The following is a 26,223-nucleotide window of genomic DNA, read 5'->3' on the forward strand; positions in this document are numbered from 1 at the left end:
TCGGTACTGTGGGAAAGAAGATCACGTATTTTCTCGAGTAGGGATGACAGATGGCTGTGGGCTCCGACCGATTCTGGCGTGTACTCGGCCGCTCCGCGCAGAAGGCACAGAGTGCGTCGCGTCGGCGGGTCGAGCAGGCCGGAAACCATGTGAGCTGGGCATCGGCCCTGTCGGACGCCGAATTGGCCACCGAGGCCGCTGCGTTGCGGGCCCCGAGCGCGTCGAAACTCGACGTACCGCGGTACCTGGCATTGACGCGTGAGGCGAGCGACCGCACGCTCGGCATGCGACCGTTCGACGTACAACTTTTCGGAGCCGAGCGACTTCTCGCCGGTGACGTGGTGGAAATGGCGACCGGCGAAGGAAAGACGTTGTCCGGGGCCGTGGCGGCGGTGGGATACGTTCTGTCCGGTCGCAGGGTTCACGTCATCTCGGTCAACGACTTTCTCGCACAACGTGATGCGCGGTGGATGGCCCCACTGTTCGAGGCTCTGGGTATCACCGTCGGTTCCATCGCCGAGTCGTCCTCCGCGCAGGAACGTCGTGACGCCTATGCGTGCGATATCACCTACGCGTCGGTCAACGAGGTCGGATTCGATGTTCTCCGTGACCATTTGGTCGACGACCGTACCGATCTGGTGTCGCCCGTCCCTGATGTCGCGCTGATCGACGAGGCCGACTCGGTGTTGGTCGACGAAGCGTTGGTGCCGTTGGTGTTGGCGGGCTCGGTATCGGGTGATGTGTCGACCTCGACGGTGATGGACGCAGTCCGCCTGTTGGACAAGGGGATCGACTTCGATACCGATGCCGAGGGACGCAACGTGTTCCTCACCGACGAGGGCGCGCTTCGGCTCGAGAAGGAACTCGGCGGAATCGATCTCTACTCCGAACAGCACGTCGGATCGACCCTCGTTGCGGTCAACGTCGCGCTGCACGCCCAGGTGCTGGTGCAACGCGATGTCGACTACATCGTGCGTGACGGACGTGTTCAGCTGATCAACGCCTCCCGCGGCCGAGTGGCGGACCTGCAGCGTTGGCCGGACGGGTTACAGGCGGCCGTGGAGATCAAGGAGGGGCTCGAGCCCACCGAGACCGGCGAGATTCTCGACACGATCACGGTGCAGGCGCTGATCAACCGGTACGCCACCGTATGCGGAATGACCGGCACGGCAATGGCTGCGGGGGAGCAGCTGCGTACGTTCTACGGTCTCGGTGTCTCGGTCATCGAGCCGAACGTACCGACGGTGCGGGTCGACGAGGTCGACCGGGTGTACGACACGGTCGAGCACAAGAATGCCGCAATTGCGCAGCAGGTGAAGGAAATTCACGAGACCGGGCAACCGATACTCGTCGGCACCCACGATGTCGCGGAGTCGGAGACGCTGGCGACGATCCTCGCGGAATCCGGTGTGGAGGCCGTCGTACTCAACGCCAAGAACGACGCCGAGGAGGCCGCGGTCATCGCTGCCGCCGGAGTGCACGGCGCGGTCACCGTCTCGACGCAGATCGCCGGGCGCGGAACCGACATCAAGCTCGGGGGACCGGAGGGGACCGACCGCGACCGCATCGCCGAGTTGGGTGGGCTGTTCGTCGTCGGTACCGGCCGCCACACCACCGAGCGGCTCGACAATCAATTGCGAGGACGTGCGGGCAGGCAGGGCGACCCGGGCCGTTCGGTGTTCTTCGGCAGTTGGGAGGACGACGTCGTCAAGAACAACATCGGTGACAAGGACGCACCGAAAGGCGTCGACGACAGCGGCCTGTTCACCTCTGCCGCCGCGGCCGATCGAGTCGATCATGCCCAGCGCATCGCCGAAGGACAGATGCTCGAAATACACTCGCGTACCTGGCGCTACAACCAACTGACGGCGCAGCATCGGGAGATTCTGGACCGTCGTAGGGCAGCGTTGCTGGACACCGGAGAGGCGTTGGCTCTGCTCGAGGAGCAGTCGCCGACGCGATCGAAGGAACTTCGCGAGAACGTGTCGGAGGAAACCCTCGTGGTGGTCGCCCGCCGAATCGTTCTTCACCACCTCGACCGCGCGTGGTCGGACTACCTAGCGCACCTGGCCGACGTGCGCGAGAGCATCCACCTCCGTGCCCTGGGTCGCGAGAATCCACTCGACGAGTACCACCGAATTGCGGTCGAGGCCTTCAAGACTGTCTCCGCCAAAGCCGTGGATCTGTCCCACGCGACATTCGAGTCGGCCGAGATCACCTCCGACGGAATCGATCTCGACAATGCCGGTCTGCGCCGACCGACGTCGACGTGGACGTACATGGTGCACGACAACCCGTTTGCCTCCCGCGGAAATGCCGGTGCGGCCGGTCTGGGGCCGATCTTCGGTGGCTGACGCGCGCCGGGCACTGCTCGCTCTCGCCTGTGGCGTGAGCGTGTTGGCCTCGGGCTGCACCGATTCGTACGGGGAATTCCCGGCAGACAAGAATTACACCTCCGTCGATGCCGACGGTTCCTACACCCCGGTCTCGAGTACGACGATCCGGCTCGAGTTCGCCGACGACCGCATCTCGGCCGAAGCCGGATGCAACAGGTTGTTCGGCACCGTCGACACTTCGCTGGGGACGCTCACCGTCGATTCCCTGGGTGCCACGCGGATGGGGTGCCCGGCCGAGCTCATGGAGCAGGATCGGTGGCTGTCGGAGTTTCTGTCCTCGAAGCCGAAATGGTCCAGAGAAGACGACACGATGACTCTGGACAACGGACGCGACCGAATCGTGTTCACCGAATCCTGACGGAGCGTGGTTCGGACGCGGCGTGGCGCACGCCGTCCAGAAAGAGCCGGAGACCGAAGTCGAATTTGCTGGTGGGATCGGGGCGCTCGAACATCGGGGACGCGTCGGCGGTCAGCGCCCCGGCCGAGTCCATCTGGAGCCGAGCCTGTTCGTCCACGGTATGGCCGAGCACGTAGTACAGCAGCGTATCGGCGGTCAGTTCGGCGTCGACTCTGGGCAACCCGGCACGAATGCAGACCGCGGCCATGCGTTCACGGATGCGGTTGGTGGTGAGCCGCGAGGCGTAGGTGGAGGCGACCAGTTCGGCTCCGTCGCGCCGGGAGAGCAGCGCGTCGCGAAGTCGATGTGCGATCTGCGAGATCTGCGCGTCCCACAGTTCTTCTGTCGACGGTGCGTCGGCACCGGACAGTATGTGATCTGCGATCGCTCCCAGCAGCGTCTGCTTGTTGGGGAAGTGCCAGTACAGCGCTCCGGGTTGGACGTGCAGTGAGGTCGCCAGGCGGCGCATGGTCAGATCCGCGAGGCCGTACTCGTCGAGAATGGCTATTGCACCGTCCAGGACGTCCTGCCTGCGTAGCTGCACTTCCTACCCCTGCCGTTCGACGCGGTGTTTCGCTTTGACAGTAGCCGAGTGCGGTGCCTAACGTGAACGCCGTTCAACTTGAACGGTGTTCAATTCCGAGACCGTTCGACGACGAGGGGACCGGTATGGACATATTGCGTACGGCGCGCCTGCAGGTGCTCGACAACGGCATCGCGCTCGATCGATCCCAGGTGCTCGAGGTACTCGAGCTCGGAGAGGACCGTCTCGAAGAGACGATGCAACTGGCGCACGAGGTTCGGATGCGATGGTGCGGACCGGAAGTGGAGGTCGAGGGGATCGTCAGCCTCAAGACCGGAGGCTGCCCCGAGGACTGCCACTTCTGCTCGCAGTCGGGCCTGTTCGCGTCTCCGGTGCGGGCGGCCTGGCTCGATATTCCGTCGTTGGTCGAGGCGGCGAAACAGACCGCGAAGACCGGAGCCACGGAGTTCTGCATCGTGGCCGCAGTGCGGGGTCCGGACGCTCGACTGCTCGCGCAGGTCGCCGCGGGAATCGAGGCCATTCGCGGCGAGGTCGACATCGACATCGCTTGTTCGCTGGGCATGCTGGACCAGGATCAGGTCGACCAACTCGCGGCAATGGGTGTGCATCGCTACAACCACAACCTCGAGACCTCGCGGTCCTACTTTCCGAACGTGGTGACCACCCATACCTGGGAGGAACGCTGGAACACACTGCGGATGGTCCGCGAGGCCGGCATGGAGGTCTGTTGCGGAGGCATCCTCGGTATGGGCGAGACGCTGGAGCAGCGAGCCGAGTTCGCAGCCGATCTCGGCGCTCTCGAACCCGACGAGGTCCCCCTGAATTTCTTGAACCCACGTCCCGGAACGCCGTTCGGAGATCTGGACGTGCTGCCTGCATCGGATGCGTTGCGGGCCGTTGCCGCCTTCCGGCTGGCCCTGCCGCGGACGATTCTCCGATTCGCGGGCGGCCGCGAGATCACTCTCGGTGATCTCGGAGCTCAGCAGGGAATTCTGGGCGGCATCAACGCGATCATCGTCGGAAACTACTTGACGACGCTCGGTCGTCCCGCCGAGGAGGATCTCGATCTTCTCGGGGAACTGCAGATGCCGATCAAAGCGTTGAACTCGACGATCTGATGCGCGTATTAAGGTGGGTCGAATGACGAGCGAGAGCCGGTACGACCCGCACACCGGTCGGCCTGTCGAGGTCGGTACGGATGCGGGGGCACCGTCGTTCTCGGTTGCCGTCGGTCTCGGGCTGGAGCCGCCGAGGTACTGCGACCGGTGCGGTCGCAGGATGGTGGTGCAGATCGTGCCCGACGGATGGACGTCGGTGTGCTCGCGGCACGGCCTGATCGATTCCGCCGCGACGGGTAGGCGTTAGGTGACGACCTCGTCTGCCGTCGAGACTCCGGAGCGGCGTCGAACGCTTCGCTTCGTGGCTCTGGTCGGCGGTGTGACGATCGCGCTGTCCGCCGTCGGCGGCCTGCTGTGGGGATTCCTGGCACCGAGCCAGCAATTGCTCGTCGTCGCGCAGGACAGAGGAGCAACACTGACCGGGGAGAGTCTGCATAGATTCGACGCTCTCGCCCTGTTCGTCCTCGTCTCGTTCGCTCTCGGCATTCTCGTGCCGATCGGGTGGTGGCTGTGGATTTCCCAGCGGGGTCCACGGCTGTTCGTGGCCGTGTTCGTCGGGTCGTTCGTCGGCTCGATCGCAGCGGTGCTGGTGGGCAACGGCGTTGCGGCGCTGCGATTCCCGAGGGCGGACGAGCCGGCCGTCGGATCGATCGTCCGGGTTGCACCGAGTATCGACACGCCGACGGCACTGATCGTGCAGGCGCTGACGGCGTCGTTGGTGATACTGCTGCTCGCGGCGATGAATCCCAACGACGATCTGCAGCACCCCGATTCCGATCCCGAGCTCGACGAGATCGAATTCGACGTCGCTCCGCCGCCGCCGTCGTTCGACTCGCGGGTGCCCGACTGACGGCGGATCTCGTTCATCCCTGTGGTGGCCGCAATGCCGCGAACTCGTCGGTTACGCGAATGCTGTTGTCGGCGAACCGGAACAATGCTGGAGGCCGTCCACCCGCTCGACCCGACGGTGCCCGCCGTCCGGTGGGTTCGATGACGCCGCGGCGGCTCAGTACCCGTTGCAGATTGGTGGCGTCGACCTGATAGCCGAGGGCTGCGCCGTAGATTTCGCGAAGCGTCGAAATCGCGAATTCTGCGGGAGCGAGGGCAAATCCGATGTTGGTGTATGACAGCTTGGCGACCAGTCGATGCCGTGCGTGCTCGACAACCGTTCCGTGATCGAACGACATGGCGGGCAGCTCCGACACCGGGTACCAGGTCGTATCCGCGGGCAGGGTCGGCTCGGCCGCGATCGGCACGAGGCCCAGAAACGTCGACGCGATTCGGCGATCTCCCGGCACCCTGTCCGGCTCGCTGAAGATGGACAGCTGCTCGAGGTGTGCCACCGTGCGTACGTCGACCTTCTCGGCGAGCTGTCTCCGCGCGGACGTGGCCAGGTTCTCGTCGTCGCGCAGGGTGCCCCCGGGGAGTGACCAGGTGCCCGCCTCGGGGTCGAGTGCACGCTGCCACAGCAGGACCGCCAGTTCGGGAGTGTCGGGGTCGGAAAAGACCCGAACTTGGAACACCGCAATGAGTACTTCGTGGACGGTGCTACGATGAATCATGTTTTCGATCATAAGTCGAAAACTCCCTCGGAGGAAATTCGGTCACCGACGACCGGATGATCGGTGAAGGAGAACCGTCATGACCAGCAGCGCTACCCAGGTGAACTTCCTGGACTCGGCTTTCGCCGGAGTCCGCGACATCGTCGATGGAGCCGGTGGTTACGGGGGAGTCGACGCGTCGGCGGAATGGGCCGCGGAAGTGCGACGGCTCGCAGATCTGCGAGGTGCGACCCTGCTGGCGCACAACTACCAGCTGCCTGCGATTCAGGATGTTGCCGATCACGTGGGTGATTCGCTCGCTCTCTCGCGCATGGCCGCCGAGGTATCCGAGGACACCATCGTGTTCTGCGGCGTGCACTTCATGGCCGAGACCGCCAAGATCCTGAGCCCGCAGAAGACGATCCTGATCCCGGACCAGCGTGCGGGTTGCTCGCTCGCGGACTCGATCACTGCCGAGCAGTTACGCGAGTGGAAAGCAGACTTCCCGGATGCTGTCGTCGTCTCCTACGTCAACACGACTGCTGAGATCAAAGCGCTCACCGACATCTGCTGCACCTCGTCCAACGCGGTCGAGGTCGTGCAATCGATCGATCCGAGCCGCGACATCCTCTTCCTGCCCGACCAGTTCCTCGGGGCTCATGTCAAACGCGTGACCGGGCGCGAGAATCTGCACATCTGGGCCGGTGAATGCCACGTCCACGCAGGCATCAACGGCGACGAGCTTGCCGAGAAGTCTCGAACCCACCCCGATGCGGAGCTCTACGTGCATCCCGAATGCGGTTGCGCCACCTCGGCTCTCTACCTCGCCGGCGAAGGATTCGTGCCCGCCGACAAGGTCAAGATCCTCTCCACCGGCGGCATGCTCGACGCGGCCCGCGCCACCGAATCCAAGCAGGTTCTGGTCGCCACCGAGATCGGGATGCTGCATCAACTCCGCAGGGCTGCACCCGATGTCGACTTCTTGGCCGTCAACGACCGCGCGTCGTGCGGATACATGAAGATGATCACGCCCGCCGCGCTGTTGCGCTGCCTCGTCGAAGGGCGCGACGAGGTCCACGTCGACCTCGAAACGGCGAACATCGCCAGCAAGTCGGTGCAACGCATGATCGAGATCGGCACACCCGGCGGCGGCGAGTGAACCCGTCGGTCGCCTGGGAAACCGCGGCCGACCTCGTCGTCGTCGGCGGCGGAATCGCCGGACTGACCGCGGCTCGCACGGCCGCCGCACGCGGTCTGCGCGTGCTGACGGTCAGCAAGGGCAGTTCGGTCGACACCGCGACCAAGTATGCGCAGGGCGGAATCGCAGTCGTCGGCACCGATCTCGGCGACTCGATCGATGCGCACGTGTCGGATACCTGCGCAGCAGGCGCGGGCCTGTGCGACGAGGATGCGGTGCGTTCCATCGTGTCGGGCGGCCGCGCGGCGATAGCGTCGCTCGAAGTCGCCGGCGCACATTTCGATCGTGCGCCCGACGGTTCGGTTTCCCGCACCCGAGAGGGTGGCCACAGTGTTCGCCGAATCATCCATTCCGGCGGCGATGCCACCGGAGCGGAGGTACAACGCACACTGGACTCCGCAGCGCCTTCGGTGGAATTCGACACCACCGCGCTCCGTGTACTGACCACCGACGGCGAGGTGGCCGGACTCCTCGTGCGCGGGCCTCGCGGTGTCGGCGTCGTTCGCACTCCGACGGTGTTGCTCGCGACGGGCGGTCTGGGACAACTGTTCTCGTGCAGTACCAACCCGGCCGGTGCCACGGCCGACGGCATTGCACTGGCTCTGGATGCGGGCGCACGGGTTGCGGATCTGGAGTTCGTTCAGTTCCACCCGACCGTGCTGTTCGCCGCAGGGTCGACGGGCCGTCGCCCGTTGATCAGCGAAGCGGTGCGCGGAGAGGGTGCACGCTTGGTCGATGCCACCGGCCGCGCATTCATGGACGGTGTTCACCCCATGGGCGACCTCGCACCACGCGACGTGGTCTCGCGTGCCATCGCCGAGTTGCTGCACCGCAGCGGCGACGACCACGTGTTGCTGGACGCCCGTCGCATCGAGCACGTACGCGAGCGTTTCCCGACCGTGACGGCATCGTGCCTGGACGCCGGCATCGATCCCGCAACGGATCTCATCCCCGTGGCACCCGCCGCGCACTACTCGTGCGGAGGGATCGTGACCGACACGTTCGGACGGACTTCCGTCTCGGGATTGCTTGCCGCGGGCGAGGTGGCGCGCACCGGGCTGCACGGTGCCAACCGGTTGGCGTCGAACAGTCTGCTCGAGGGTCTGGTGGTCGGCGCACGCGCTGCGCTCGTCGCCGCGGAGCGGGTCGGAACCACCGTCGCCGTGTCCGATACCGCACTGCCTGTCTACCGGCGGATCGATCGCGCGGTACTGCAGCGAACCATGACCACGCATGTCGGTGTCGTCCGCGATGCGTCCGGTCTTGCGGCGGCACAGAATGTGCTGGCACACGGCGTGGTGTCGGAACCGCCGGTCGACGGCGTAGCGGTCGAGGATGCCGCCCTGACGGCAGCGGCAGACGTGATCGTGCTGGCTGCGGCGCACCGCCGAGAGAGCCGAGGGTGTCACACCCGACGGGATTTCCCGGACAGTATGTCCGAGTACCGACGGAGCCTGTATGTCGAACGCGACGACGAGGGGCGACTGACGATCGTGAACGATGACGTGATGACGGGAGCAAGCTGACATGACCGGTACTGCCGACGAAGTGAACCCGGGAGTCGATCGCGGCGAGGTTCTCGCCCTCATCCGCACCGCGCTGGACGAGGATCTCCGGTACGGGCCGGATATCACCACCGTGGCAACGGTTCCCGAGGACGCCGTGGCCACGGCGTCGGTGGTGTCTCGACAGTTCGGCACCCTCGCGGGCCTCGATGTCGGACTGCTGGTTCTCGACGAGGTGATCGGTTCGGGCGCGTACTCGATCCGCCACAGGACTGCCGACGGATCGAATGTCGAACCCGGACAGGCTGTTCTGACGGTCGATGCTCCCACCCGTGGCTTGCTCACCGCCGAGCGCACCATGCTCAATATCGTCTGTCACCTGTCGGGTATCGCAACCGCCACGGCCGGCTGGGTCGCCGAGGTCGCAGAGACCGAGTGTCGCATTCGAGACAGTCGAAAGACGTTGCCCGGACTGCGATCGCTGCAGAAATACGCGGTACGGGCGGGCGGCGGGGTCAACCATCGGATGGGTCTCGGTGACGCCGCGCTGATCAAGGACAACCACGTCGCGGCGGCCGGCTCCGTCGTCGCTGCCCTGCGAGCCGTACGTGCCGCCGCGCCGAACATCGCCTGCGAGGTAGAGGTCGACAGTCTCGAACAACTCGACGAGGTGCTCGCCGAGAACGTCGAACTCGTTCTGCTGGACAACTTCGCGCTGTGGCAGACACAGATGGCGGTGCAGCGCCGCGACAAGTTCGCGCCGGACACCAAGTTGGAATCCTCGGGTGGACTGACCGTCGACGTGGCTCGGGATTACGCGCGTACGGGGGTCGACTTCCTGGCGGTGGGCGGTCTGACACACTCGGTGACAGTGCTCGACCTCGGCCTGGACATGTAGCCGAGCCTCACGATTCGAGGAAGACGTTCGAAGATGGAATTGCAGAGTGCCCGTCTGGACAGCTGGATCTGGGCGGTGCGACTGTTCAAGACGCGGTCGGCCGCTGCCGCAGCCTGTCGCGGTGGGCATGTCCGCGTCAATGGCACCCCCGCAAAGCCCGGCCAGCGCATCGGGCCGGACGACGAGATCCGGCTGCGCGTGGAGGGCGTGGAGAAGATCGTCGTCGTCGTACGTGCCATCACCAAACGCGTCGGCGCGTCGGTGGTACCCGAGTGTCTGATCGATCGCAGTCCGCCGCCGCCACCGAAAGAGGTTCTGGCCTCGGTTCCCCGGCGTGACCGCGGAACGGGCCGTCCGACCAAGCGGGATCGACGGGACATCGATCGGCTCCGGCTGCGCCCCTCGTGAGCGTTGTGCGTACCTCTGGGGGCGCACAACGCGCACGAGGGCGATGCCCGGCTAGCGTCTCTTTCCGCTGCGGCGTGCGTTCGTTTTGGTCTTGACGACCGGTCGAGCCGGTTTGGAGGGCTGCGCCTTCTTCTTCTTGACGGGCGCGTCGTCCGAAGATCCGCGTGAACTTCGCGTGGACCGGCCACGCACGATGCCGATGAATTCTTCGATGCGGTCGTCTTCCCGCTCCGCCACCCAGGCCAGTGCGATCTGTGTCTGCTCGACGTCGGTGACCGGGCGGTACACGAGATCTTTGCGAGCGTTGAATCTCGCAACCGAGTGCGGGACGATCGCCACGCCCAGCCCGGCGGCCACGTATTCGAAAGTCTCCGCAGTGCTGTTCATCGGTGGCAGTGCGGGACGATCGCCGGTGCGCAGTTCTGTTGCAACAGCAGCCCATTCGGGCACCGTGGTCGGATCGGCGAGCAGGTGTTCGTCGGCGAGGTCGAGAGCGGTGACCGAGTCGAATGCTGCGACCGCATGGTCTTTGGGTACCACCACGACCTGGATTTCCTGGTACAGCCCGATGGCGTTCAGACCTTCACGATCGATCGGCGGCCTGACGAAGCCGACGTCGACCGTTCCATCACGCAGATGAGACACCTGCGTGTCCGGAGTCGTTGTTACGACGGACAAGGCGACATCGGGAAACCGATCGGCCCAGATTCGCGTCCACTTGGTCAGCGTCACGCCCTCGGCGTATCCGATGGTGAAACTGCTCGGCTCCCCGGCAGCAGCCTGTGCACGCTCCGAACGCCGATCGTCCTCGGCGATCTCGACCAACGCGCGTTCGAGCAGATCGCGTCCGTCGGCGGTGAGTTCGGTGGGGGAGGCACCCGGCACGAACAGGTCGACGCCGAGCAACTCTTCGAGTTCCACCACGGTCTTGCTGAGGCGGATTCGGGAGATTCCGAGCGACTGAGCAGCGCGGGCGAAATGCAGTTGTTGCGCCACTGCCGCATACCAGCGCAGTGTCTGCACATCGATGTTCACGGAGTCGAGCCTATGGGACGGTGCACGAAGCGCGGGACGGTGGCGTCGGGACCGCCGATTGCCGGATAAGCTGGTCCGGTGAGCCCGGAGAACAAACAGCAGACCCTGAAGCCATTGACCGCGGCGAACAAGCTCGGCATCTATCTACCCGCAGCGCCGGAAGAGTTCCAGAACTCGATGATCAGCAGATCGGAGCTGGACGCTCTGCGCAGCGATCCGCCGCAGTGGCTGACCGACTTGCAGACCGACGGACCGTTCCCCCGCGACGTGATCGCGAAGAAGCTCGGTGTGTCCATCGCCGGATTGGCACGCGGCGGAGTCACCGAAGCGTTGACCAGCGTGGAGATCGAGGAACTGATCGCCAGCCCACCGCAGTGGCTGGTACGCGAGCGTCGGACTCAGATCCAGGTTCGCAAGGATGCCGAGCGCATCAAGGAGAAGCAGGAAGCGCGTCGCACCGCGGGCAATCGGCCCACGAAACTGCGCAACCTCTAGGGAGCGACGACTCCGTCGAGGTATCGCCACCGGCCGTCGACCCGGACGAAACGGCTGATCTCCGACATCGTGCCGGCACCGTCGGGATGCTTGTACCGTGCCTCGAACTGCACGGTGCCTGTCTCGTCGAAAAGTCCGCCTGCGTCGGCAGCAAGGATGTCGAGTCGATACCACCGTTGGTCGGGGTCCAACTCCAGGTCGGCCGGTGCGGTGTCGGGATGCCAGGACGTCCGCAGGTAGGCAACGTCACCGACGGCGAACGCGCTGAAGCGCGAGCGCATCAGCTTCTCGGCCGTCGGCGCATCGACGGGGCCCGTCAGGTACGGCTCGCAACAGGCATCGAACGTGTCGCCGCTCGAACACGGACACCGCCTGCTCACTTGTCGACAACCTGCTGTTCACCTGGTCGTTCCGCAGGCTCCACTCCGACTGTGTAGGTGCCGAGTTCGTGCTCGTCCCGCTTTCCCACGTCCTGAATCCAGGTGTTGGCTTCGAGCAGAGTGTCGAAGAGCCCCAACGGAATCGGCTCCCCGCCGAGCGCATTCTTCATGATCACGCGGTATTTCCTCATGGGGTCACCCTTCGTACCGTGGCCAGAAATGTTGCGGCGGCGAAGAACAGGCCGGCGAACGTGCGGTTCATGGTCTTCTGCTGACGCTGCGACCGCATCATGCGCAGGACTCGTGATGCCAGCGAGGTGTAACCGGTCATCACCAGCATGTCGACGACGACCATGGTCGCCGCGATGGCGAGATACTGGGTGATCAGCGGTCGCGTCGGGTCGAGAAACTGGGGCAGCACAGCGACCATGAACACGACGGCTTTCGGGTTGCTCGCGTTGACGAGAAATCCTCGCGCGAGCATCGTCGTGCCTCGATCCGCCACCGCGGGAGCGTCCGCTACTTCGGATGGAGCCGACCGCCACTGGCGGATGCCGAGGTAGACCAGATAGGCGACACCGAACCACTTGATCGCGGTGAAGGCCAGGGCCGAATTGGCCAGGACGGCACCGAGTCCGACTGCGACGATGCCGATCTGGACCAGCAGGCCGATCTGCAGCCCGAAGATGTTCCAGTACCCGCGGCGCAGGCCGTAGCGCAGACCTGTGGACATCGACGCGATGGCTCCGGCTCCGGGAGACAGACTGATGACGATGCTCGCACCGAGGAAGGCGAGCCACACTGACCAGGACATGTGTTCATTGAACTACGCCCGTCAATTCGCATTCTGCGCGGTGGCCGGGTGTCGATACGGTCATTGTGGGGTAGACGCTGCAGATGGCAGACATCAGAACCATCGACACCGGTCCCCAGCAGGTCACGAGACAGACCGAGGTTCGAGCGCCGGCCGCCGAACTGTTCGACATCGTGGCCGATCCCACCCGGCACGGCGAACTGGACGGATCCGGCACAGTGAAGGACACCGTCCGGGGCCCCGAGAGGCTGAGCAGCGGCGCGAAATTCTCCGTCGGTATGAAGCAGTACGGCGTTCCGTACAAGATCACCAGCACCGTGACCGAATTCGTGGATGCGGATCGGCACAAGATCATCGAGTGGCAGCACCCGATGGGCCACAGCTGGCGCTGGGAATTCGAGGAGACGCAGCCCGGCCTGACCACAGTCACCGAGAGCTTCGTCTACGGCACCGCGAAGGTTCCCAAAATGCTCGAGCTGTTCAAGATGCCGCAGAAGAATGCGCAGGGGATCAAGAGCACACTGCACAATCTGGCTGCTCGTTACGCCTGACGAATCGAACGACAGCACTGTCCACAATTCACGCCTGGGAACGGCTTCGCCGTTCGGGGACGTGGATTGTGGACAGTGTCGTCAGCGGGCCCTGCTCTACAGTGACCCGCATGCCGATCGAACCCGATACCAAGAACTGGACGTGGGTCCTCACCAGTGCCTGCCCCGACTGCGGGTTCGACTCGAGCGCCGTCGACTACGACGCCGTGCCCGGGTTGATTCGCGCCGACGTGGACCGATGGATCGCTGTGCTCCATCGCGACGACGCGGCAGTGCGACCCGACGATTCGACGTGGTCGGCGCTCGAATACGGCGCACATGTTCGGGACGCACACCGGATCTTCCGCACTCGGTTGGCGCTGGTACTCACCGAGGACGATCCCGAGTTCGACAACTGGGACCAGGACGCCACGGCCGTGGCCGAGAACTACAACGCACAGAATCCGGCGACGGTGGCGTCGGAACTCGGGGAGGCGGCACATGCTTTGGCCGACGCCTTCTCGGCTGTGCCGCCGGAAGACCGTGATCGCAGAGGGCGACGCAGCGACGGTTCCCATTTCACCGTCGAGACTCTGGCGGCCTACTACATTCACGACCCCATCCACCATCTGTGGGACGTGCGGGGCTGAGCCGAATTCGGTGGAACTATCCTGGTGGTTCGGACAACACTGATTCGACCGAACCCCGGCACCGAACCGACTCCACGAAGGGGCCCACTATGCCTGCCCGCATCGAGCTCGCCCGCGTCGATCTACGCGGACGAACTCCATCCACTGCCGAACTACGCGGCGCTCTTCCCCGAGGCGGAGTGGATGTCGATTCGGTGCTGCATCAGGTTCGGCCCGTCGTCGACGCCGTCAAGGAGCGTGGGGCCGACGCGGCCCTCGAGTTCAGCGAGAAGTTCGACGGAGTCCGACCGGACCGCGTTCGAGTTCCCCAGCAGGAATTGGTTCGAGCCCTCGACGAGCTGGACCCGGCCGTCCGGGCCGCCCTCGAGGTCGCGATCGAGCGAACCCGACTGGTGCACTCGGATCAACGCCGAACCGACCACACCACCCAGGTGGTACCCGGCGGCACGGTGACCGAGCGCTGGATTCCGGTCGATCGTGTGGGTCTCTACGTGCCCGGTGGCAACGCGGTGTACCCGTCGTCGGTCGTGATGAACGTGGTGCCTGCGCAGATCGCGGGCGTCGGGTCGCTGGTGGTGGCATCGCCGCCGCAGAAGAACTTCGGTGGTCTACCACACCCGACGATCCTGGCGGCCGCGCAGCTCCTCGGAGTCGACGAGGTCTGGGCCGTCGGCGGCGGTCAGGGGATCGCTCTGCTCACGTACGGCGGTGTCGACACCGACGGCGAAGAACTGGCACCGGTCGATCTGATCACCGGCCCGGGCAACATCTACGTCACGGCGGCCAAGCGACTGTGTCGTTCGCTCATCGGAATCGACTCCGAGGCAGGCCCTACCGAGATCGCGATTCTTGCCGACGCCACCGCGGATCCGCTGCACGTGGCAGCAGACCTGATCAGTCAAGCCGAGCACGACGTGATGGCCGCCAGTGTGCTGGTGACCGACAGCCTCGAGCTCGCCGATGCCGTCGACGAGGCTGTCAATGCGCAGATCCCGTCCACCCGGCACGCGGAACGCGTCACCACGGCGCTGAGCGGTAGCCAGTCCGGAATCGTTCTGGTGGACGACGTCACCCAGGGGCTGGCCGTGGTCAATGCCTATGCGGCCGAACACCTGGAGATTCAGACGAAGGACGCGTCCGACGTCGCAGCCCGGGTGCGAAGCGCCGGTGCCGTGTTCGTCGGAGCGTGGTCTCCAGTGAGCCTCGGTGACTACTGCGCCGGGTCCAATCACGTACTGCCGACGGCCGGGTGCGCTCGGCATTCGTCAGGCCTGAGTGTGCAGACGTTCCTGCGTGGGATCCACGTGGTGGACTACAGTGAGGCCGCGCTGAAAGACGTTGCTGCGCACGTCATCGCGCTGGCCAACGCAGAAGATCTCCCGGCTCACGGTGAGGCCGTTCGGCTACGCTTCGAGGGGTTGCGTACTGGTGGTACGTCATGACCGATGCTCTGGGGCAAGCGATTTCGCTCGACGACCTGCCGCTGCGCGAGGCGCTGATCGGCAAGTCGCCGTACGGCGCGCCGCAGCTCACCGTGCCGGTCCAGTTGAACACCAACGAGAATCCACACCCGCCGACGCAGGCACTGATCGACGACGTCGCCGAATCGGTGCGCATCGCCGCGGCGCAGCTGCACCGGTATCCGGATCGCGACGCAGAGGACCTGCGAGCCGACCTGGCGCGTTATCTCACCGGGCAAACCGGCTTTGCGGTCGATACTGCCAACGTGTGGGCGGCCAACGGCTCCAACGAGATTCTGCAGCAACTCCTCCAGGCCTTCGGTGGGCCGGACCGTACCGCGCTGGGTTTCGTGCCGTCGTACTCGATGCACCCGATCATTTCGTCGGGGACTCAGACCGAGTGGATTCCGGCGCAGCGTCGGGCGGATTTCTCTCTCGACGTCGACTACGCAGTGCAGGCGATCGAGGAGCGTAAGCCGGACGTCGTGTTCGTGACCAGCCCCAACAATCCGACCGGGCACAGTATCGACGAGGCAGATCTACGTCGAATCCTCGACGCCGCACCGGGAATCGTCGTGGTCGACGAGGCGTACGCCGAATTTTCGTCGGCGGCAAGCGCAATCGGATTGATCGAGAGCTACCCCAGCAAGATCGTCGTCAGTCGAACCATGAGCAAGGCATTCGCGTTCGCCGGCGGACGGCTGGGATACCTCGTTGCGGCCCCGGCCGTGATCGACGCAATGCTGTTGGTGCGCTTGCCATATCACCTCTCGGTGGTCACACAAGCCGCCGCTCGAGCCGCGTTGCGGCATGCCGACGACACCCTCGCGAGCGTGGCCGAATTGTCGGCCGAACGCGATCGTGTTGCCGAAACGCTCGCCGACCAGGGATACGACGTGATCCCGTCCGATGCCAACTTCCTGCTCTTCGGCCGATTCGCCGATGCCGCCCGGACGTGGCAGCGATATCTCGACGACGGCGTCCTTATCCGCGACGTCGGAATCACCGGGTATCTGCGTGTCACCATCGGACTCGCTCACGAGAATGACCGATTCCTCACCGTCAGCTCGGAACTCGCATCGACCGAAAGAGCAGAGGCACTGCAGTGACCACACCCGCTCCCCGTATCGCCAAGATCGAGCGCACCACCAAGGAATCCGACATTTCCGTCGAGCTGAACCTCGACGGCACCGGCATCGTGGATATCTCCACCGGCGTGCCCTTCTACGACCACATGCTCACTGCCCTCGGCACCCATGCCCGCTTCGATCTCACTGTTCGGGCCAAGGGCGACATCGAGATCGAGGCGCATCACACGGTCGAGGACACTGCGATCGTGCTCGGGCAAGCCCTCGGCCAAGCCCTCGGCGACAAGTCCGGCATCACCCGCTTCGGCGACTCGTTCATTCCGATGGACGAGACGCTCGTGCATGCGGCAGTCGACGTGTCCGGCCGTCCCTACTGCGTGCACACCGGCGAGCCGGACTACATGGTGCACTCGGTGATCGGCGGCTACCCGGGTGTTCCGTACTCCACCGTGATCAACAAGCACGTGTTCGAGACCTTGGCGTCCAACGCTCGCATCGCGTTGCATGTCCGCGTCATCTACGGCCGCGACCAGCATCACATCACCGAGGCGGAGTTCAAGGCCGTCGCTCGGGCGCTGCGTCAGGCAACCGAATACGACCCTCGGGTCACCGGAATTCTCTCCACCAAGGGCAGTCTGTGATCGGTCGAGCGGTGCTCGTGCGTTGAGTGGTCTGAGTTCGATTCGTGGCCTCCCGGCCGCGATGGCCATGGGTGCGGCCGCGTTCGGAGGCTGGGGCCTGTTGCTCCCGGTGGTTCCGCTCGCGGTGTCGCAATCGGGTTCGTCCGATGCGGTGGCGGCAGCCAGCACCGCGATATTCATGGCCACCACGGTCATCACCCAACTGTTCGTACCCTCGATGCTGGTTCGCGTCGGCCATCGGCCCGTGCTCGCGGCCGGTTGCCTGCTTCTGGGTGTTCCCGCGTTGCTGTTCATCGTGTCGGTGCAGGCCGTACCGGCACTCGCCGTGTCGGCGCTACGGGGCACGGGTTTCGGAATGTTGACGGTCGCCGGGGCCGCCATCGTCGCCGAGTTGGCACCGACCCACTTGCTCGGCCGCGCGACGGGAGCACAGGGAATCGCGGTCGCGCTGTCGCAGATGGTGACGTTGCCGCTGGGTCTGGTGATCTTCGCGGCCTGCCCGACGGCGGTGTTCGTCCTGGGGGCTCTGGTTCCCGCTGCGGGCTTGATCGGGGTGGCTCTGTTACCGCCGACCCGCCCCGCACCGCAACCGGCTCGGGTCGACCGGGTCCGTCTCGACGCCCGGCGGTTCCTGGTGCCGTGCCTCGTCGTTGCGTCTGTGTCGGCGTCGTACGGCGGCATCACCAGTCTGCTGCCGATCGCCGAATCCGACCGAGCGGCGATGATCGGCGTGGCCCTCGCCGTGGTCAGTGCCGCGATGTTGGTCGGTCGATATGCCGCCGGTTCGGTTGCGGACCGCATCGGAATCGGCCGGTCGGTGGTGCCTGCGCTCATCTCCGCGGCCCTCGGCGTCGGTCTGTTCGCCGTTGCCGCCGCAGGTGCCATGCCGGCCGCACTGTTCTTCGTCGCTGCGGTGTTGTTCGGAATCGGTTACGGCGCATGCCAGAACGACAGTCTGGTGATGGCCTTCGATGCGGCGGGGCCGGCTCGCTACAGCAGCGCCAGCGCCGTGTGGAACATCAGCTTCGATGCCGGTACCGGCGCCGGGGCGCTCGCCCTCGGTGTGGTCGCGACGAGTGTGGACTACACCGCCGGGTTCACCGCAGGTGCAGCCACCGTTGCCGTTGTCGCGGCGGTGGCACTGATCGCGAGTCCACGTCCCCGATAGACTCGTTCCATGACTTCTGTGGTGTTGCTCGACTACGGCTCGGGCAATCTGCACTCGGCGAAAAGGGCGTTGGCCCGCGTCGGTGCCGACGTGACGGTGACCTCCGACTTCGACGAAGCCCTGAATGCAGAAGCGCTGGTGGTTCCCGGGGTCGGTGCATTCGCCGCCTGCATGGAGGGTCTGACTGCCGTTCGAGGTGAGCGCATCATCGGGCGTCGTCTCGCGGGTGGCCGCCCGGTACTGGGAATTTGCGTCGGCATGCAGATCCTCTTCGATCGCGGTGTCGAGTTCGGCGTCGAGGCGGACGGGTGCGGCGAATGGCCGGGCACTGTCGAACGCCTGCAGGCGGACGTGCTCCCGCACATGGGTTGGAACACCGTCGAGTCTCCGGAGAAGAGCGTGCTGTTCGACGGCATCGACCCCGAGACACGGTTCTATTTCGTCCATTCCTACGCCGCGCAGCAGTGGGAGCTCGAACCGAGCGAGACCATCGCCGCGCCGTTGCTCACGTGGGCCGATCACGGTGGCCGCTTCCTCGCTGCCGTGGAGAACGGCGCGCTCTCGGCCACGCAGTTCCACCCGGAGAAGTCCGGCGACGCCGGTGCCGCGTTGCTCGAGAACTGGGTTCGATCGGTGTGAGTGATCGCGAGTTCTCCATCGGCCGGTTGGCGTTTCGAGCGCTCGGGGCCGCAGTTGCGGTACTCGCACTCGCGACCGTGTCGATCGCTGTGTGGCAGCCCACCGCCGGCGTTGCTCTGCTCATCGCGTTGGCCGGAGTTGTCGGGGCGATCACGGCCATGGGCGTCGTGTCCACGCGCATGACGCGCAAGGAACTCGGTCCCGACAGCTGACGGTCCGTCCCGGCGGCCTGCGGATCCGCGCAGCGCTGACCCGTTTTGAATTCGACGCGAGTCGGCCCGTAGCATAACCGCACGTGAGCCTGGTCTTATTGCCTGCTGTCGATGTCGCAGGCGGCGAAGCTGTCCGTCTCGTTCAAGGGGAAGCCGGTAGCGAAACGAAGTACGGTTCGCCCCGTGATGCCGCCCTGGCGTGGCAGAACGACGGTGCCGAGTGGGTCCATCTGGTGGATCTCGATGCCGCGTTCGGGCGCGGGTCCAACCGTGAATTGTTGGCCTCGGTCGTCGGTGAGCTCGATGTGAAGGTCGAGCTCTCGGGCGGAATTCGCGACGACGATTCCCTGCGCGCTGCCCTCGCAACCGGATGCGCACGCGTCAACCTGGGTACCGCGGCTCTGGAAGACCCCGAGTGGTGCGCTCGGGCGATCGGCGAATTCGGCGATCGTGTCGCGGTCGGCCTCGACGTGCTGATGGTGGACGGCGCGCCACGTCTGCGTGGCCGCGGTTGGGTCAGCGACGGCGGTGGCCTGTGGGAGGTACTCGAGCGGCTCGAACGCGACGGCTGCTCGCGGTACGTCGTCACCGACGTCACCAAGGACGGCACCCTGACCGGCCCGAACCTCGAACTCCTCGCCGACGTGTGCGACAGGACCGACAAGCCGGTCATCGCGTCCGGCGGCGTGTCGACGATCGCCGACCTCGAAGCGATCGCCGGACTGGTCGACCGTGGCGTGGAGGGATCCATCGTCGGAAAAGCCTTGTACGCCGGGCGTTTCACACTGCCCGATGCCCTCGCGGCAGTGTCTCGGTAACGACGGATGACCCTTCCCGAGGAACCGAGTCGTCTGCTCGAAATCGCTGGTGGGTTGCTCGACGGCATCCATGATCGGTTCCTCGCGGGCGTCGGCGCACCGAGTGCCGTGCAGAAGGGCCCCGACGACTTCGCCACCGCGGTGGATCTCGAACTCGAGCGTCGTCTGGGCGCGGAACTGTACGACGCCACCGGAATCGCCGTCCACGGTGAAGAGTTCGGCGGTCCCGACCTGAACTCCGGTCTCGTATGGGTACTCGACCCGATCGACGGCACATTCAACTACTCCTCCGGATTGCCCTCTGCCGGAACGTTGTTGGCGTTGCTCGACGACGGCGTGCCGGTCCTCGGGCTCACATGGCTACCGCTGGTGAACCAGCGATTCTCTGCCGTGGCAGGCGGCCCGTTGCTTCTGAACGGGGCCCCACTACCCGCACTGCAACCGAAATCGTTGCGCGAGTCGATGATCGGGTTCGGTGCGTTCAACGTAGCCAGTCGTGGATCCATCCCCGGCCGCTTCCGGTTTCGCATTCTGGAAGAACTGTCGATGCACTCCTCGCGACTGCGGATGCACGGTGCCACCGGTGTCGACCTGGCGTACACCGCCAGCGGAGTACTGGGCGGCGCGGTGGTGTTCGGATACCGCGCCTGGGACAACGCGGCCGGAGCCCTGCTGGTTCGTGCTGCGGGCGGAATCGTCACCGACCTCGCAGGCCGACCATGGACCATCGATTCGAAGTCGGTGCTCGCGGCCGGCCCCGGAGTACACGGCGAACTGCTCAAAGTGATCACCGAACTCGGTGCACCCGGCGACTACCTGGAAGGACCGGTGCGATGAGCGTTGCGGTCAGAGTGATCCCGTGCCTCGACGTCGATGCCGGACGCGTCGTCAAGGGCGTGAACTTCGAAAACCTCCGCGACGCAGGAGATCCCGTCGAGCTCGCGGCAGCCTACGACGCACAGGGAGCCGACGAGCTGACGTTCCTCGACGTCACGGCGTCCACATCCGATCGAGGAACCATGCTCGACGTCGTCAGCCGCACCGCCGAGCAGGTGTTCATTCCCCTCACCGTCGGTGGGGGAGTGCGCACTGTCGCCGACGTCGACTTGCTGCTGCGGGCCGGTGCCGACAAGGTCAGCGTCAACACCGCGGCCATCGCTCGGCCGGAGTTGCTGCGCGAGCTCAGTGAGCGGTTCGGGTCCCAGTGCATCGTCCTGTCGGTCGATGCACGCACCGTCCCGCAGGGGCAACAGGACACCCCGTCGGGCTGGGAAGTCACCACCCACGGCGGCAAGCGTGGAACCGGTATCGACGCCGTCGAATGGGCAGTTCGTGGTGCCGAACTGGGAGTCGGTGAGATCCTTCTCAATTCGATGGATGCCGACGGCACGAAGGCCGGATTCGATCTGCCGATGATCGCGGCGGTCCGGTCCGCCGTGCACGTTCCCGTCATCGCCAGCGGAGGAGCAGGGCGCGTCGAACATTTCGCGCCCGCCGTCCACGCCGGAGCCGACGCCGTCCTCGCCGCAAGTGTGTTCCACTTCGGGGACCTCACCATCGGCCAGGTCAAAGAATCGATGCGCGCCGAGCGCATCGTCGTCCGCTAGCGAAGAGGTTTTCGATGACTCTCGACCCGACGCTGTCCGCCCGGCTGAAGCGAAACGAGGCCGGGCTGTTCAGTGCTGTGGTGCAGGAGCGCTCGACCGGCCAGGTACTGATGGTCGCCTGGATGGACGACGAAGCGTTGTCGCGAACGCTCGCGACGCGCAAGGGCACCTACTACTCCAGGTCCAGGCAGCAGTACTGGGTCAAGGGCGAGACCTCGGGGCACACGCAGTACGTGCACGAGGTGCGGCTCGATTGTGATGGGGACACAGTGCTGTTGGTCGTCGACCAGATCGGCGCGGCATGCCACACCGGTACCCACACCTGCTTCGACTCCGACGTGCTGTTGGGGCCCGCGACTCAGGCGTGACCGGTTCCTGCGGCAATTCCTTTGTCCAGCTGAGTGAGTAGCGTCGTGCTCAGAGTGGACAGTTGACCTACCTCTGCGTCGGACAATCCGTCGAATATCAGAGCCTGCACTGTCTCGACGTGTCCTGGTGCCGATGCCACGACCTTCTCCATGCCGGCGTCGGTCAGCACCGCATAGGAACCGCGGCTCCCCGGAATACTTTCGCGGCGAACCCATCCCGCCTTCTCGAGCTTGGTGACCACGTGCGACAGACGTGACAGTGACGCGTTGGCGTACTCCGCGAGATCGCGCAGTTGTATTCGTCGCTGTGGGTTCTCGCTGACGACCGCGAGGACGAAGTAATCGAAGTGGGTCAACTGCGAATCGCGTTGCAGCTGGGCGTCCAATGCTGCGGGCAGTCGGGTGACCAGGGCGACGAGCGCACGCCACGCCTCTTGCTGGCTTTCGGTGAGCCAGCGGGGATCCACCGCATCATTCGGTGTCGCCGACGTGTCCATCGCGGGTACCTCTCGATCGAGACAGTTGTGTTCTGCACATGATGCCTCGAGCATCCCCGGGGCCGAGGCATCGCGTCGAACAATCGACCTAGCTGCGGTGCGCGCGCAGGTATTCCAGCGCCTTGTCCGCGTGGGCCTCGAATCGCACCTCACTGGAGAAACTCTCGAGGACCTTGCGGTCGGTACCGATGACGAACGTCGCGCGCTTGACCGGGGAGAGCTTGGCGAGCAGGCCGCGCTTGACCCCGAATGCCGTCGCGACGGCACCGTCCTCGTCGGAGAGCAACGGGTAGTCGAACGATTTGGCGGCGGCGAACTCGGCCTGTTTGGCGACCGCGTCGGCGCTGATGCCGACCCGGGTGGCACCCACCTCGGCGAATTCGCCTGCGAGGTCGCGAAAATGGCAGGCTTCGGCGGTGCAACCGGGGGTGAATGCAGCCGGGTAGAAGAACAGCACTATCGGACCGTCGGTCAGCAATTCGGTCAGCGTTCGCAGCTTTCCGGTCTGGTCCGGCAGGGAAAAATCGGGAACGAGCTCGCCTGGTTTCATGGTCGGCAGGTTACCGCGCGCGAGGGTGTCGCCGCCGAACCTGGGAGGATGGGGTCATGCACGGCGAGACGACTCCCCACACGAGCCCCACCGAGACCGCACCGATGAACGCCCAACCCACCGATCCCGCGGACTCGACCACGTCCCGGGAGGTGTTCCGCCAGCTCGCCGCCGAGCATCGAGTGGTGCCGGTGACGCGAAAGGTGCTCGCCGACTCCGAAACTCCGTTGTCGGCCTACCGCAAGCTTGCCGCCGACCGACCCGGAACGTTCTTGCTCGAATCGGCGGAGAACGGGCGGTCGTGGTCGAGATGGTCGTTCATCGGTGCAGGTGCGCCCGCGGCGCTGACGGTGGTCGACGGCGAAGCCGCGTGGCGCGGCAACGTGCCCGCAGGTGTCCCGAGCGGCGGTGACCCCCTCGACGTGTTGGCACGAACCTTGGAGCTACTGCATTCCGAGCGTGTGCCGGGCCTTCCGCCGTTGACCGGCGGGATGGTCGGGTATCTCGGATACGACTCGGTGCGGCGCATCGAGAAGTTGCCCGAGCATGCGCAGGACGACCTCGGCATTCCCGAGATGGTCATGTTGCTGGCCACCGATCTGGCGGCCGTGGACCATCACGAGGGATCGATCACCCTGATCGCGAACGCGGTCAACTGGAACGGCACCGACGAGCACGTCGACCGGGCCTACGACGACGCGGTGAGTCGCTTGGACCGGATGTGTGCGGATCTGTCCGAGCCTGCCGCGTCGACGGTGTCGGTCTTCTCCAAGTCCGCGCCCCGTTTCCGCAGGCAGCGAACATCGGAGGGATTCGGTGCCGATGTCGAGCGGCTGGTCGAGGAGATCGAGGCCGGTGAAGCATTTCAGGTGGTGCTCTCGCAGCGCTTCGAGATGGACACCGAGGCTTCTCCTCTCGACGTCTATCGCATGCTGCGGGCCTCGAATCCCAGCCCGTACATGTATCTGATGCACGTACCGGGGGAGAACGACGAGACTGCGTTCTCGATCGTCGGATCCAGCCCCGAAGCTCTCGTGACGGTGAAGGACGGTCTCGCGACCACGCACCCGATCGCCGGTACGCGCTGGCGCGGTGCCTCCGAGGAGGACGACGTGCTGCTGGAGAAGGATCTGCTGGCCGACGAGAAGGAGAACGCGGAGCATCTGATGCTCGTCGATCTCGGTCGCAACGATCTCGGCCGAGTGTGTGCTCCCGGGACGGTGCGCGTCGGCGATTACCGCCATATCGAGCGCTACAGCCACGTCATGCACCTGGTGTCGACGGTGACGGGACGGCTCGCCGAGGGAAAGCGGGCTCTGGACGCAGTCAAGGCGTGCTTCCCCGCGGGCACGCTGTCGGGTGCACCGAAGGTGCGAGCGATGGAACTGATCGACGAGCTCGAGCCGACGCGGCGCGGCATCTACGGCGGCATCGTCGGTTACCTCGACTTCGCCGGGGACGCCGATACCGCCATCTCGATTCGCACCGCGCTCATCAAGGACGGCACGGCGTACGTGCAGGCCGGTGCCGGAGTCGTGGCCGACTCGGTAGCGGAGTACGAGGACGACGAAGCGCGTAACAAGGCCATGGCCGTGCTCAGTGCCGTCGCAGCAGCCGAAACGCTGCGTGAGGTCGGTGGCCGATGACCGAACGCTCCGGCGGCCGCGGATCGGCCGTTCTGCCTGTCGTGCTGCTCGTGGTTGCGGCCGCATGCCTGTGGGGTGCGTCCAGAATGACGTGGGTGAGCGTGACGTCCTCCGATGGTCTCGGCGAGAGCCGGACCGACGATCTCGTCGGCAGTACCTGGGCCGCGGCGACGACTCCTCTCGCCTTGGTGCTGGTCGCTGCCGTGGCGGCCTCGTTCGCGGTGCGCGGGTGGGCATCTCGGGTTCTCGCGTTGCTCATCGCGGTGGTTGCGATCGCTGCGGCGATTCCGGCCGTTCGGCTACTCGCCGCGGGGGCTTCGGACTCGGAGGCGGCCGCGCTCGCCGAGCTCCCGGCTCGTGCCGAGGTGACGATGACGACGGCGTCGACACTGCCCGCGCTGATCACGCTCGCAGGGGCCCTGTGTGCGTTCGCGGCGGCTGCCCTGTCGATTCGGAAATCTTTTGGCCCACAGGTACTCTCGTCCAAGTACGCAGCTCCGGCTGTGCGGCGCGACGAAGTGGCTCGCCGGGCCGCTGGAACCACGTCCGCCGTGGGTGCACAGGACGAGGGTGAAGACCTGACCGAGCGCATGATGTGGGACGCGCTCGATGCCGGTGAAGACCCTACCGACGAGTCCGGTACCCGGCGTTCGTCGGATTGATTCGGCCCTCTACGCTAGGTTCCGACCTCGATGAGATTCCTCACATCGAATGTCGACGCTCAGAAAGGACTGGGGCACCATGACTGTTCTCGACTCGATTCTCGACGGTGTACGAGCCGACGTGGCCGCGCGCGAATCGGTGATCGATTTCGCTGCGGTGAAGGCGGCAGCGAAGCTGGCCCCGGCACCTCTCGACGCGGCGGCTGCCCTCCGCGAGGACGGTATCGGCGTCATTGCCGAGGTCAAGCGCGCGAGCCCGTCCAAGGGCGCGTTGGCCGACATCGGTGATCCCGCAGTGCTCGCTCGTGCCTACGAGCAGGGTGGCGCTCGTATCATCAGCGTGTTGACCGAGGAGCGTCGATTCCGGGGATCGCTCGCCGATCTCGACGCGGTGCGAGCCGCAGTCTCGATTCCTGTGCTGCGCAAGGATTTCATCGTCGGTCCCTACCAGATCCACGAGGCCCGAGCTCACGGCGCGGACGTCATCCTGCTGATCGTCGCGGCCCTGGAGCAGGACGCACTCACGTCTCTTCTCGATCGCACGGAGTCGCTCGGCATGACGGCCCTCGTCGAGGTCCACACCGAGGCCGAGGCCGATCGCGCACTCGAGGCGGGTGCCACCGTCATCGGTATCAACGCCCGCAACCTCAAGACCCTCGAGATCGATCGCGACAGTTTCGGCCGTATCGCGCCCGGTCTGCCCAGTGAGATCATTCGCGTTGCCGAGTCGGGAGTGCGGGGCACCGCCGATCTTCTCGCGTACGCCGGAGCAGGTGCCGACGCAGTGTTGGTCGGCGAAGGTCTGGTCACCGCGGGCGATCCGCGCACTGCGGTCTCGGACCTGGTGACGGCGGGCACGCACCCGTCGTGCCCCAAACCCGCACGCTGAACCGGCACCCCACCCGAACGCGGCGACGGTCCGCCTTTGGGGCACACTGGAGCGGTGAGCACCAGCCAA

33 protein-coding genes are annotated in these 26,223 nt (G+C 65.5%); 25 read left to right on the forward strand and 8 right to left on the reverse strand.

Features of this window, described 5'->3' with window-relative positions:
• Positions 1-50 precede the first annotated feature (50 nt).
• On the forward strand, positions 51-2,354 hold the full coding sequence (secA2, locus tag QM588_RS06730) for an accessory Sec system translocase SecA2 (protein ID WP_283312283.1): 2,304 nt from the start codon (positions 51-53) through the stop codon (positions 2,352-2,354).
• Positions 2,347-2,754: an META domain-containing protein gene (locus tag QM588_RS06735; protein WP_283312284.1), complete on the forward strand. Its 408-nt coding sequence runs from the start codon at positions 2,347-2,349 to the stop codon at positions 2,752-2,754. The genes secA2 and QM588_RS06735 overlap by 8 nt, the downstream gene beginning before the upstream one ends.
• Here the strand turns inward: QM588_RS06735 and QM588_RS06740 are convergent.
• Complete coding sequence (locus QM588_RS06740) at positions 2,741-3,337, reverse strand: TetR/AcrR family transcriptional regulator C-terminal domain-containing protein (protein ID WP_283312285.1); 597 nt, start codon at positions 3,335-3,337, stop codon at positions 2,741-2,743. The genes QM588_RS06735 and QM588_RS06740 overlap by 14 nt on opposite strands.
• A gap of 125 nt (positions 3,338-3,462) precedes the next feature.
• Here QM588_RS06740 and bioB point away from each other — a divergent pair, with 125 nt between their 5' ends.
• The 3 genes from bioB to QM588_RS06755 are packed head-to-tail and all read left to right on the forward strand — an operon-like array spanning position 3,463 to position 5,305.
• Complete coding sequence (gene bioB, locus QM588_RS06745; RefSeq protein WP_032370319.1) at positions 3,463-4,455, forward strand: biotin synthase BioB; 993 nt, start codon at positions 3,463-3,465, stop codon at positions 4,453-4,455.
• 22 nt (positions 4,456-4,477) lie between these two features.
• Complete coding sequence (gene bsaP / locus QM588_RS06750) at positions 4,478-4,702, forward strand: biotin synthase auxiliary protein BsaP (protein WP_032382834.1); 225 nt, start codon at positions 4,478-4,480, stop codon at positions 4,700-4,702.
• Positions 4,703-5,305 carry a DUF2567 domain-containing protein gene (locus QM588_RS06755; RefSeq protein ID WP_027497306.1) on the forward strand — a complete coding sequence of 201 codons (603 nt, stop codon included), beginning with the start codon at positions 4,703-4,705 and terminating at the stop codon, positions 5,303-5,305.
• Positions 5,306-5,318: 13 nt separating this feature from the next.
• Here QM588_RS06755 and QM588_RS06760 read toward each other — a convergent pair whose 3' ends face one another.
• Positions 5,319-6,017: an NUDIX hydrolase gene (locus QM588_RS06760; protein WP_283312288.1), complete on the reverse strand. Its 699-nt coding sequence runs from the start codon at positions 6,015-6,017 to the stop codon at positions 5,319-5,321.
• 79 nt (positions 6,018-6,096) lie between these two features.
• On the opposite strand from QM588_RS06760, the gene nadA reads away from it, so the two are divergent.
• Genes nadA through QM588_RS06780 form a run of 4 tightly spaced genes read left to right on the forward strand, consistent with a single transcriptional unit; the run spans position 6,097 to position 10,005 of the window.
• A complete protein-coding gene (gene nadA / locus QM588_RS06765; protein WP_048318691.1) occupies positions 6,097-7,155 on the forward strand; it encodes a quinolinate synthase NadA in 1,059 nt (352 codons plus the stop codon).
• Positions 7,152-8,720: an L-aspartate oxidase gene (locus QM588_RS06770; protein ID WP_283312290.1), complete on the forward strand. Its 1,569-nt coding sequence runs from the start codon at positions 7,152-7,154 to the stop codon at positions 8,718-8,720. Before nadA ends, QM588_RS06770 begins: the two co-directional genes overlap by 4 nt.
• A gap of 1 nt (position 8,721) precedes the next feature.
• Entirely contained in the window at positions 8,722-9,597 is an 876-nt protein-coding gene (nadC, locus tag QM588_RS06775; RefSeq protein WP_283312291.1) for a carboxylating nicotinate-nucleotide diphosphorylase, read from the forward strand.
• 33 nt (positions 9,598-9,630) lie between these two features.
• Positions 9,631-10,005 carry an RNA-binding S4 domain-containing protein gene (locus QM588_RS06780; protein WP_283312293.1) on the forward strand — a complete coding sequence of 125 codons (375 nt, stop codon included), beginning with the start codon at positions 9,631-9,633 and terminating at the stop codon, positions 10,003-10,005.
• 51 nt (positions 10,006-10,056) lie between these two features.
• Here QM588_RS06780 and QM588_RS06785 read toward each other — a convergent pair whose 3' ends face one another.
• Positions 10,057-11,040: a LysR family transcriptional regulator gene (locus tag QM588_RS06785; RefSeq protein WP_283312294.1), complete on the reverse strand. Its 984-nt coding sequence runs from the start codon at positions 11,038-11,040 to the stop codon at positions 10,057-10,059.
• A gap of 78 nt (positions 11,041-11,118) precedes the next feature.
• Here QM588_RS06785 and QM588_RS06790 point away from each other — a divergent pair, with 78 nt between their 5' ends.
• The gene (locus QM588_RS06790) at positions 11,119-11,535 is read left to right on the forward strand and encodes a DUF5997 family protein (RefSeq protein ID WP_283312295.1); all 417 of its coding nucleotides are present in this window, start codon (positions 11,119-11,121) and stop codon (positions 11,533-11,535) included.
• Here the strand turns inward: QM588_RS06790 and QM588_RS06795 are convergent.
• From QM588_RS06795 to rhtB, 3 genes are read right to left on the reverse strand one after another with little or no spacing between them, the layout of a single operon-like run.
• A complete protein-coding gene (locus tag QM588_RS06795) occupies positions 11,532-11,915 on the reverse strand; it encodes a YchJ family protein (protein WP_283312297.1) in 384 nt (127 codons plus the stop codon). The genes QM588_RS06790 and QM588_RS06795 overlap by 4 nt on opposite strands.
• Positions 11,912-12,106, reverse strand: a complete 195-nt coding sequence (locus QM588_RS06800) for a hypothetical protein (RefSeq protein WP_283312298.1) — start codon at positions 12,104-12,106, stop codon at positions 11,912-11,914. Before QM588_RS06800 ends, QM588_RS06795 begins: the two co-directional genes overlap by 4 nt.
• Positions 12,103-12,729, reverse strand: a complete 627-nt coding sequence (gene rhtB, locus QM588_RS06805; protein WP_094652609.1) for a homoserine/homoserine lactone efflux protein — start codon at positions 12,727-12,729, stop codon at positions 12,103-12,105. The genes QM588_RS06800 and rhtB overlap by 4 nt, the downstream gene beginning before the upstream one ends.
• An 83-nt stretch (positions 12,730-12,812) precedes the next feature.
• On the opposite strand from rhtB, the gene QM588_RS06810 reads away from it, so the two are divergent.
• The 12 genes from QM588_RS06810 to hisI all read left to right on the forward strand — a co-directional run bounded on the left by QM588_RS06810 (position 12,813) and on the right by hisI (position 21,910).
• The gene (locus QM588_RS06810; protein ID WP_283312299.1) at positions 12,813-13,280 is read left to right on the forward strand and encodes an SRPBCC family protein; all 468 of its coding nucleotides are present in this window, start codon (positions 12,813-12,815) and stop codon (positions 13,278-13,280) included.
• A 110-nt stretch (positions 13,281-13,390) separates the two neighbouring features.
• Complete coding sequence (locus QM588_RS06815) at positions 13,391-13,909, forward strand: DinB family protein (RefSeq protein WP_283312300.1); 519 nt, start codon at positions 13,391-13,393, stop codon at positions 13,907-13,909.
• Positions 13,910-13,998: 89 nt separating this feature from the next.
• Positions 13,999-15,351, forward strand: a complete 1,353-nt coding sequence (hisD, locus tag QM588_RS06820) for a histidinol dehydrogenase (protein WP_283312301.1) — start codon at positions 13,999-14,001, stop codon at positions 15,349-15,351.
• A complete protein-coding gene (locus QM588_RS06825) occupies positions 15,348-16,478 on the forward strand; it encodes a histidinol-phosphate transaminase (RefSeq protein ID WP_283312303.1) in 1,131 nt (376 codons plus the stop codon). The genes hisD and QM588_RS06825 overlap by 4 nt, the downstream gene beginning before the upstream one ends.
• A complete protein-coding gene (gene hisB, locus QM588_RS06830) occupies positions 16,475-17,098 on the forward strand; it encodes an imidazoleglycerol-phosphate dehydratase HisB (RefSeq protein WP_027497292.1) in 624 nt (207 codons plus the stop codon). Before QM588_RS06825 ends, hisB begins: the two co-directional genes overlap by 4 nt.
• A gap of 61 nt (positions 17,099-17,159) precedes the next feature.
• The gene (locus QM588_RS06835; RefSeq protein ID WP_283312372.1) at positions 17,160-18,266 is read left to right on the forward strand and encodes an MFS transporter; all 1,107 of its coding nucleotides are present in this window, start codon (positions 17,160-17,162) and stop codon (positions 18,264-18,266) included.
• A 9-nt stretch (positions 18,267-18,275) separates the two neighbouring features.
• A complete protein-coding gene (gene hisH / locus QM588_RS06840; RefSeq protein WP_283312304.1) occupies positions 18,276-18,905 on the forward strand; it encodes an imidazole glycerol phosphate synthase subunit HisH in 630 nt (209 codons plus the stop codon).
• Positions 18,902-19,117: a hypothetical protein gene (locus tag QM588_RS06845; RefSeq protein ID WP_283312305.1), complete on the forward strand. Its 216-nt coding sequence runs from the start codon at positions 18,902-18,904 to the stop codon at positions 19,115-19,117. The genes hisH and QM588_RS06845 overlap by 4 nt, the downstream gene beginning before the upstream one ends.
• A gap of 83 nt (positions 19,118-19,200) precedes the next feature.
• Positions 19,201-19,935, forward strand: coding sequence for a bifunctional 1-(5-phosphoribosyl)-5-((5-phosphoribosylamino)methylideneamino)imidazole-4-carboxamide isomerase/phosphoribosylanthranilate isomerase PriA (gene priA / locus QM588_RS06850; RefSeq protein ID WP_027497288.1), 735 nt, complete (start codon positions 19,201-19,203; stop codon positions 19,933-19,935).
• Positions 19,936-19,941: 6 nt separating this feature from the next.
• Entirely contained in the window at positions 19,942-20,772 is an 831-nt protein-coding gene (locus QM588_RS06855; protein ID WP_094652613.1) for an inositol monophosphatase family protein, read from the forward strand.
• Positions 20,769-21,542 carry an imidazole glycerol phosphate synthase subunit HisF gene (gene hisF / locus QM588_RS06860; protein WP_027497286.1) on the forward strand — a complete coding sequence of 258 codons (774 nt, stop codon included), beginning with the start codon at positions 20,769-20,771 and terminating at the stop codon, positions 21,540-21,542. Before QM588_RS06855 ends, hisF begins: the two co-directional genes overlap by 4 nt.
• Before the next feature lie 14 nt (positions 21,543-21,556).
• Positions 21,557-21,910 carry a phosphoribosyl-AMP cyclohydrolase gene (hisI, locus tag QM588_RS06865; protein WP_283312307.1) on the forward strand — a complete coding sequence of 118 codons (354 nt, stop codon included), beginning with the start codon at positions 21,557-21,559 and terminating at the stop codon, positions 21,908-21,910.
• On the opposite strand, the gene QM588_RS06870 is transcribed toward hisI, so the two are convergent.
• Positions 21,901-22,407: a MarR family winged helix-turn-helix transcriptional regulator gene (locus tag QM588_RS06870; protein ID WP_283312308.1), complete on the reverse strand. Its 507-nt coding sequence runs from the start codon at positions 22,405-22,407 to the stop codon at positions 21,901-21,903. The genes hisI and QM588_RS06870 overlap by 10 nt on opposite strands.
• Positions 22,408-22,495: 88 nt before the next feature.
• Positions 22,496-22,957 carry a peroxiredoxin gene (locus QM588_RS06875; protein WP_032400005.1) on the reverse strand — a complete coding sequence of 154 codons (462 nt, stop codon included), beginning with the start codon at positions 22,955-22,957 and terminating at the stop codon, positions 22,496-22,498.
• 56 nt (positions 22,958-23,013) lie between these two features.
• On the opposite strand from QM588_RS06875, the gene QM588_RS06880 reads away from it, so the two are divergent.
• The 3 genes from QM588_RS06880 to trpC all read left to right on the forward strand — a co-directional run bounded on the left by QM588_RS06880 (position 23,014) and on the right by trpC (position 26,154).
• Positions 23,014-24,603 (forward strand): anthranilate synthase component I, encoded by a 1,590-nt coding sequence (locus QM588_RS06880; RefSeq protein ID WP_442972872.1) that lies wholly within the window; start codon positions 23,014-23,016, stop codon positions 24,601-24,603.
• Entirely contained in the window at positions 24,600-25,265 is a 666-nt protein-coding gene (locus QM588_RS06885) for a TIGR02234 family membrane protein (protein WP_027497281.1), read from the forward strand. The genes QM588_RS06880 and QM588_RS06885 overlap by 4 nt, the downstream gene beginning before the upstream one ends.
• 79 nt (positions 25,266-25,344) lie before the next feature.
• The gene (trpC, locus tag QM588_RS06890) at positions 25,345-26,154 is read left to right on the forward strand and encodes an indole-3-glycerol phosphate synthase TrpC (protein ID WP_283312310.1); all 810 of its coding nucleotides are present in this window, start codon (positions 25,345-25,347) and stop codon (positions 26,152-26,154) included.
• Positions 26,155-26,223: the final 69 nt, after the last annotated feature.

It is taken from the genome of Rhodococcus sp. IEGM 1354, from assembly GCF_030056855.1.
Classification (GTDB): Bacteria; Actinomycetota; Actinomycetes; order Mycobacteriales; family Mycobacteriaceae; genus Rhodococcoides.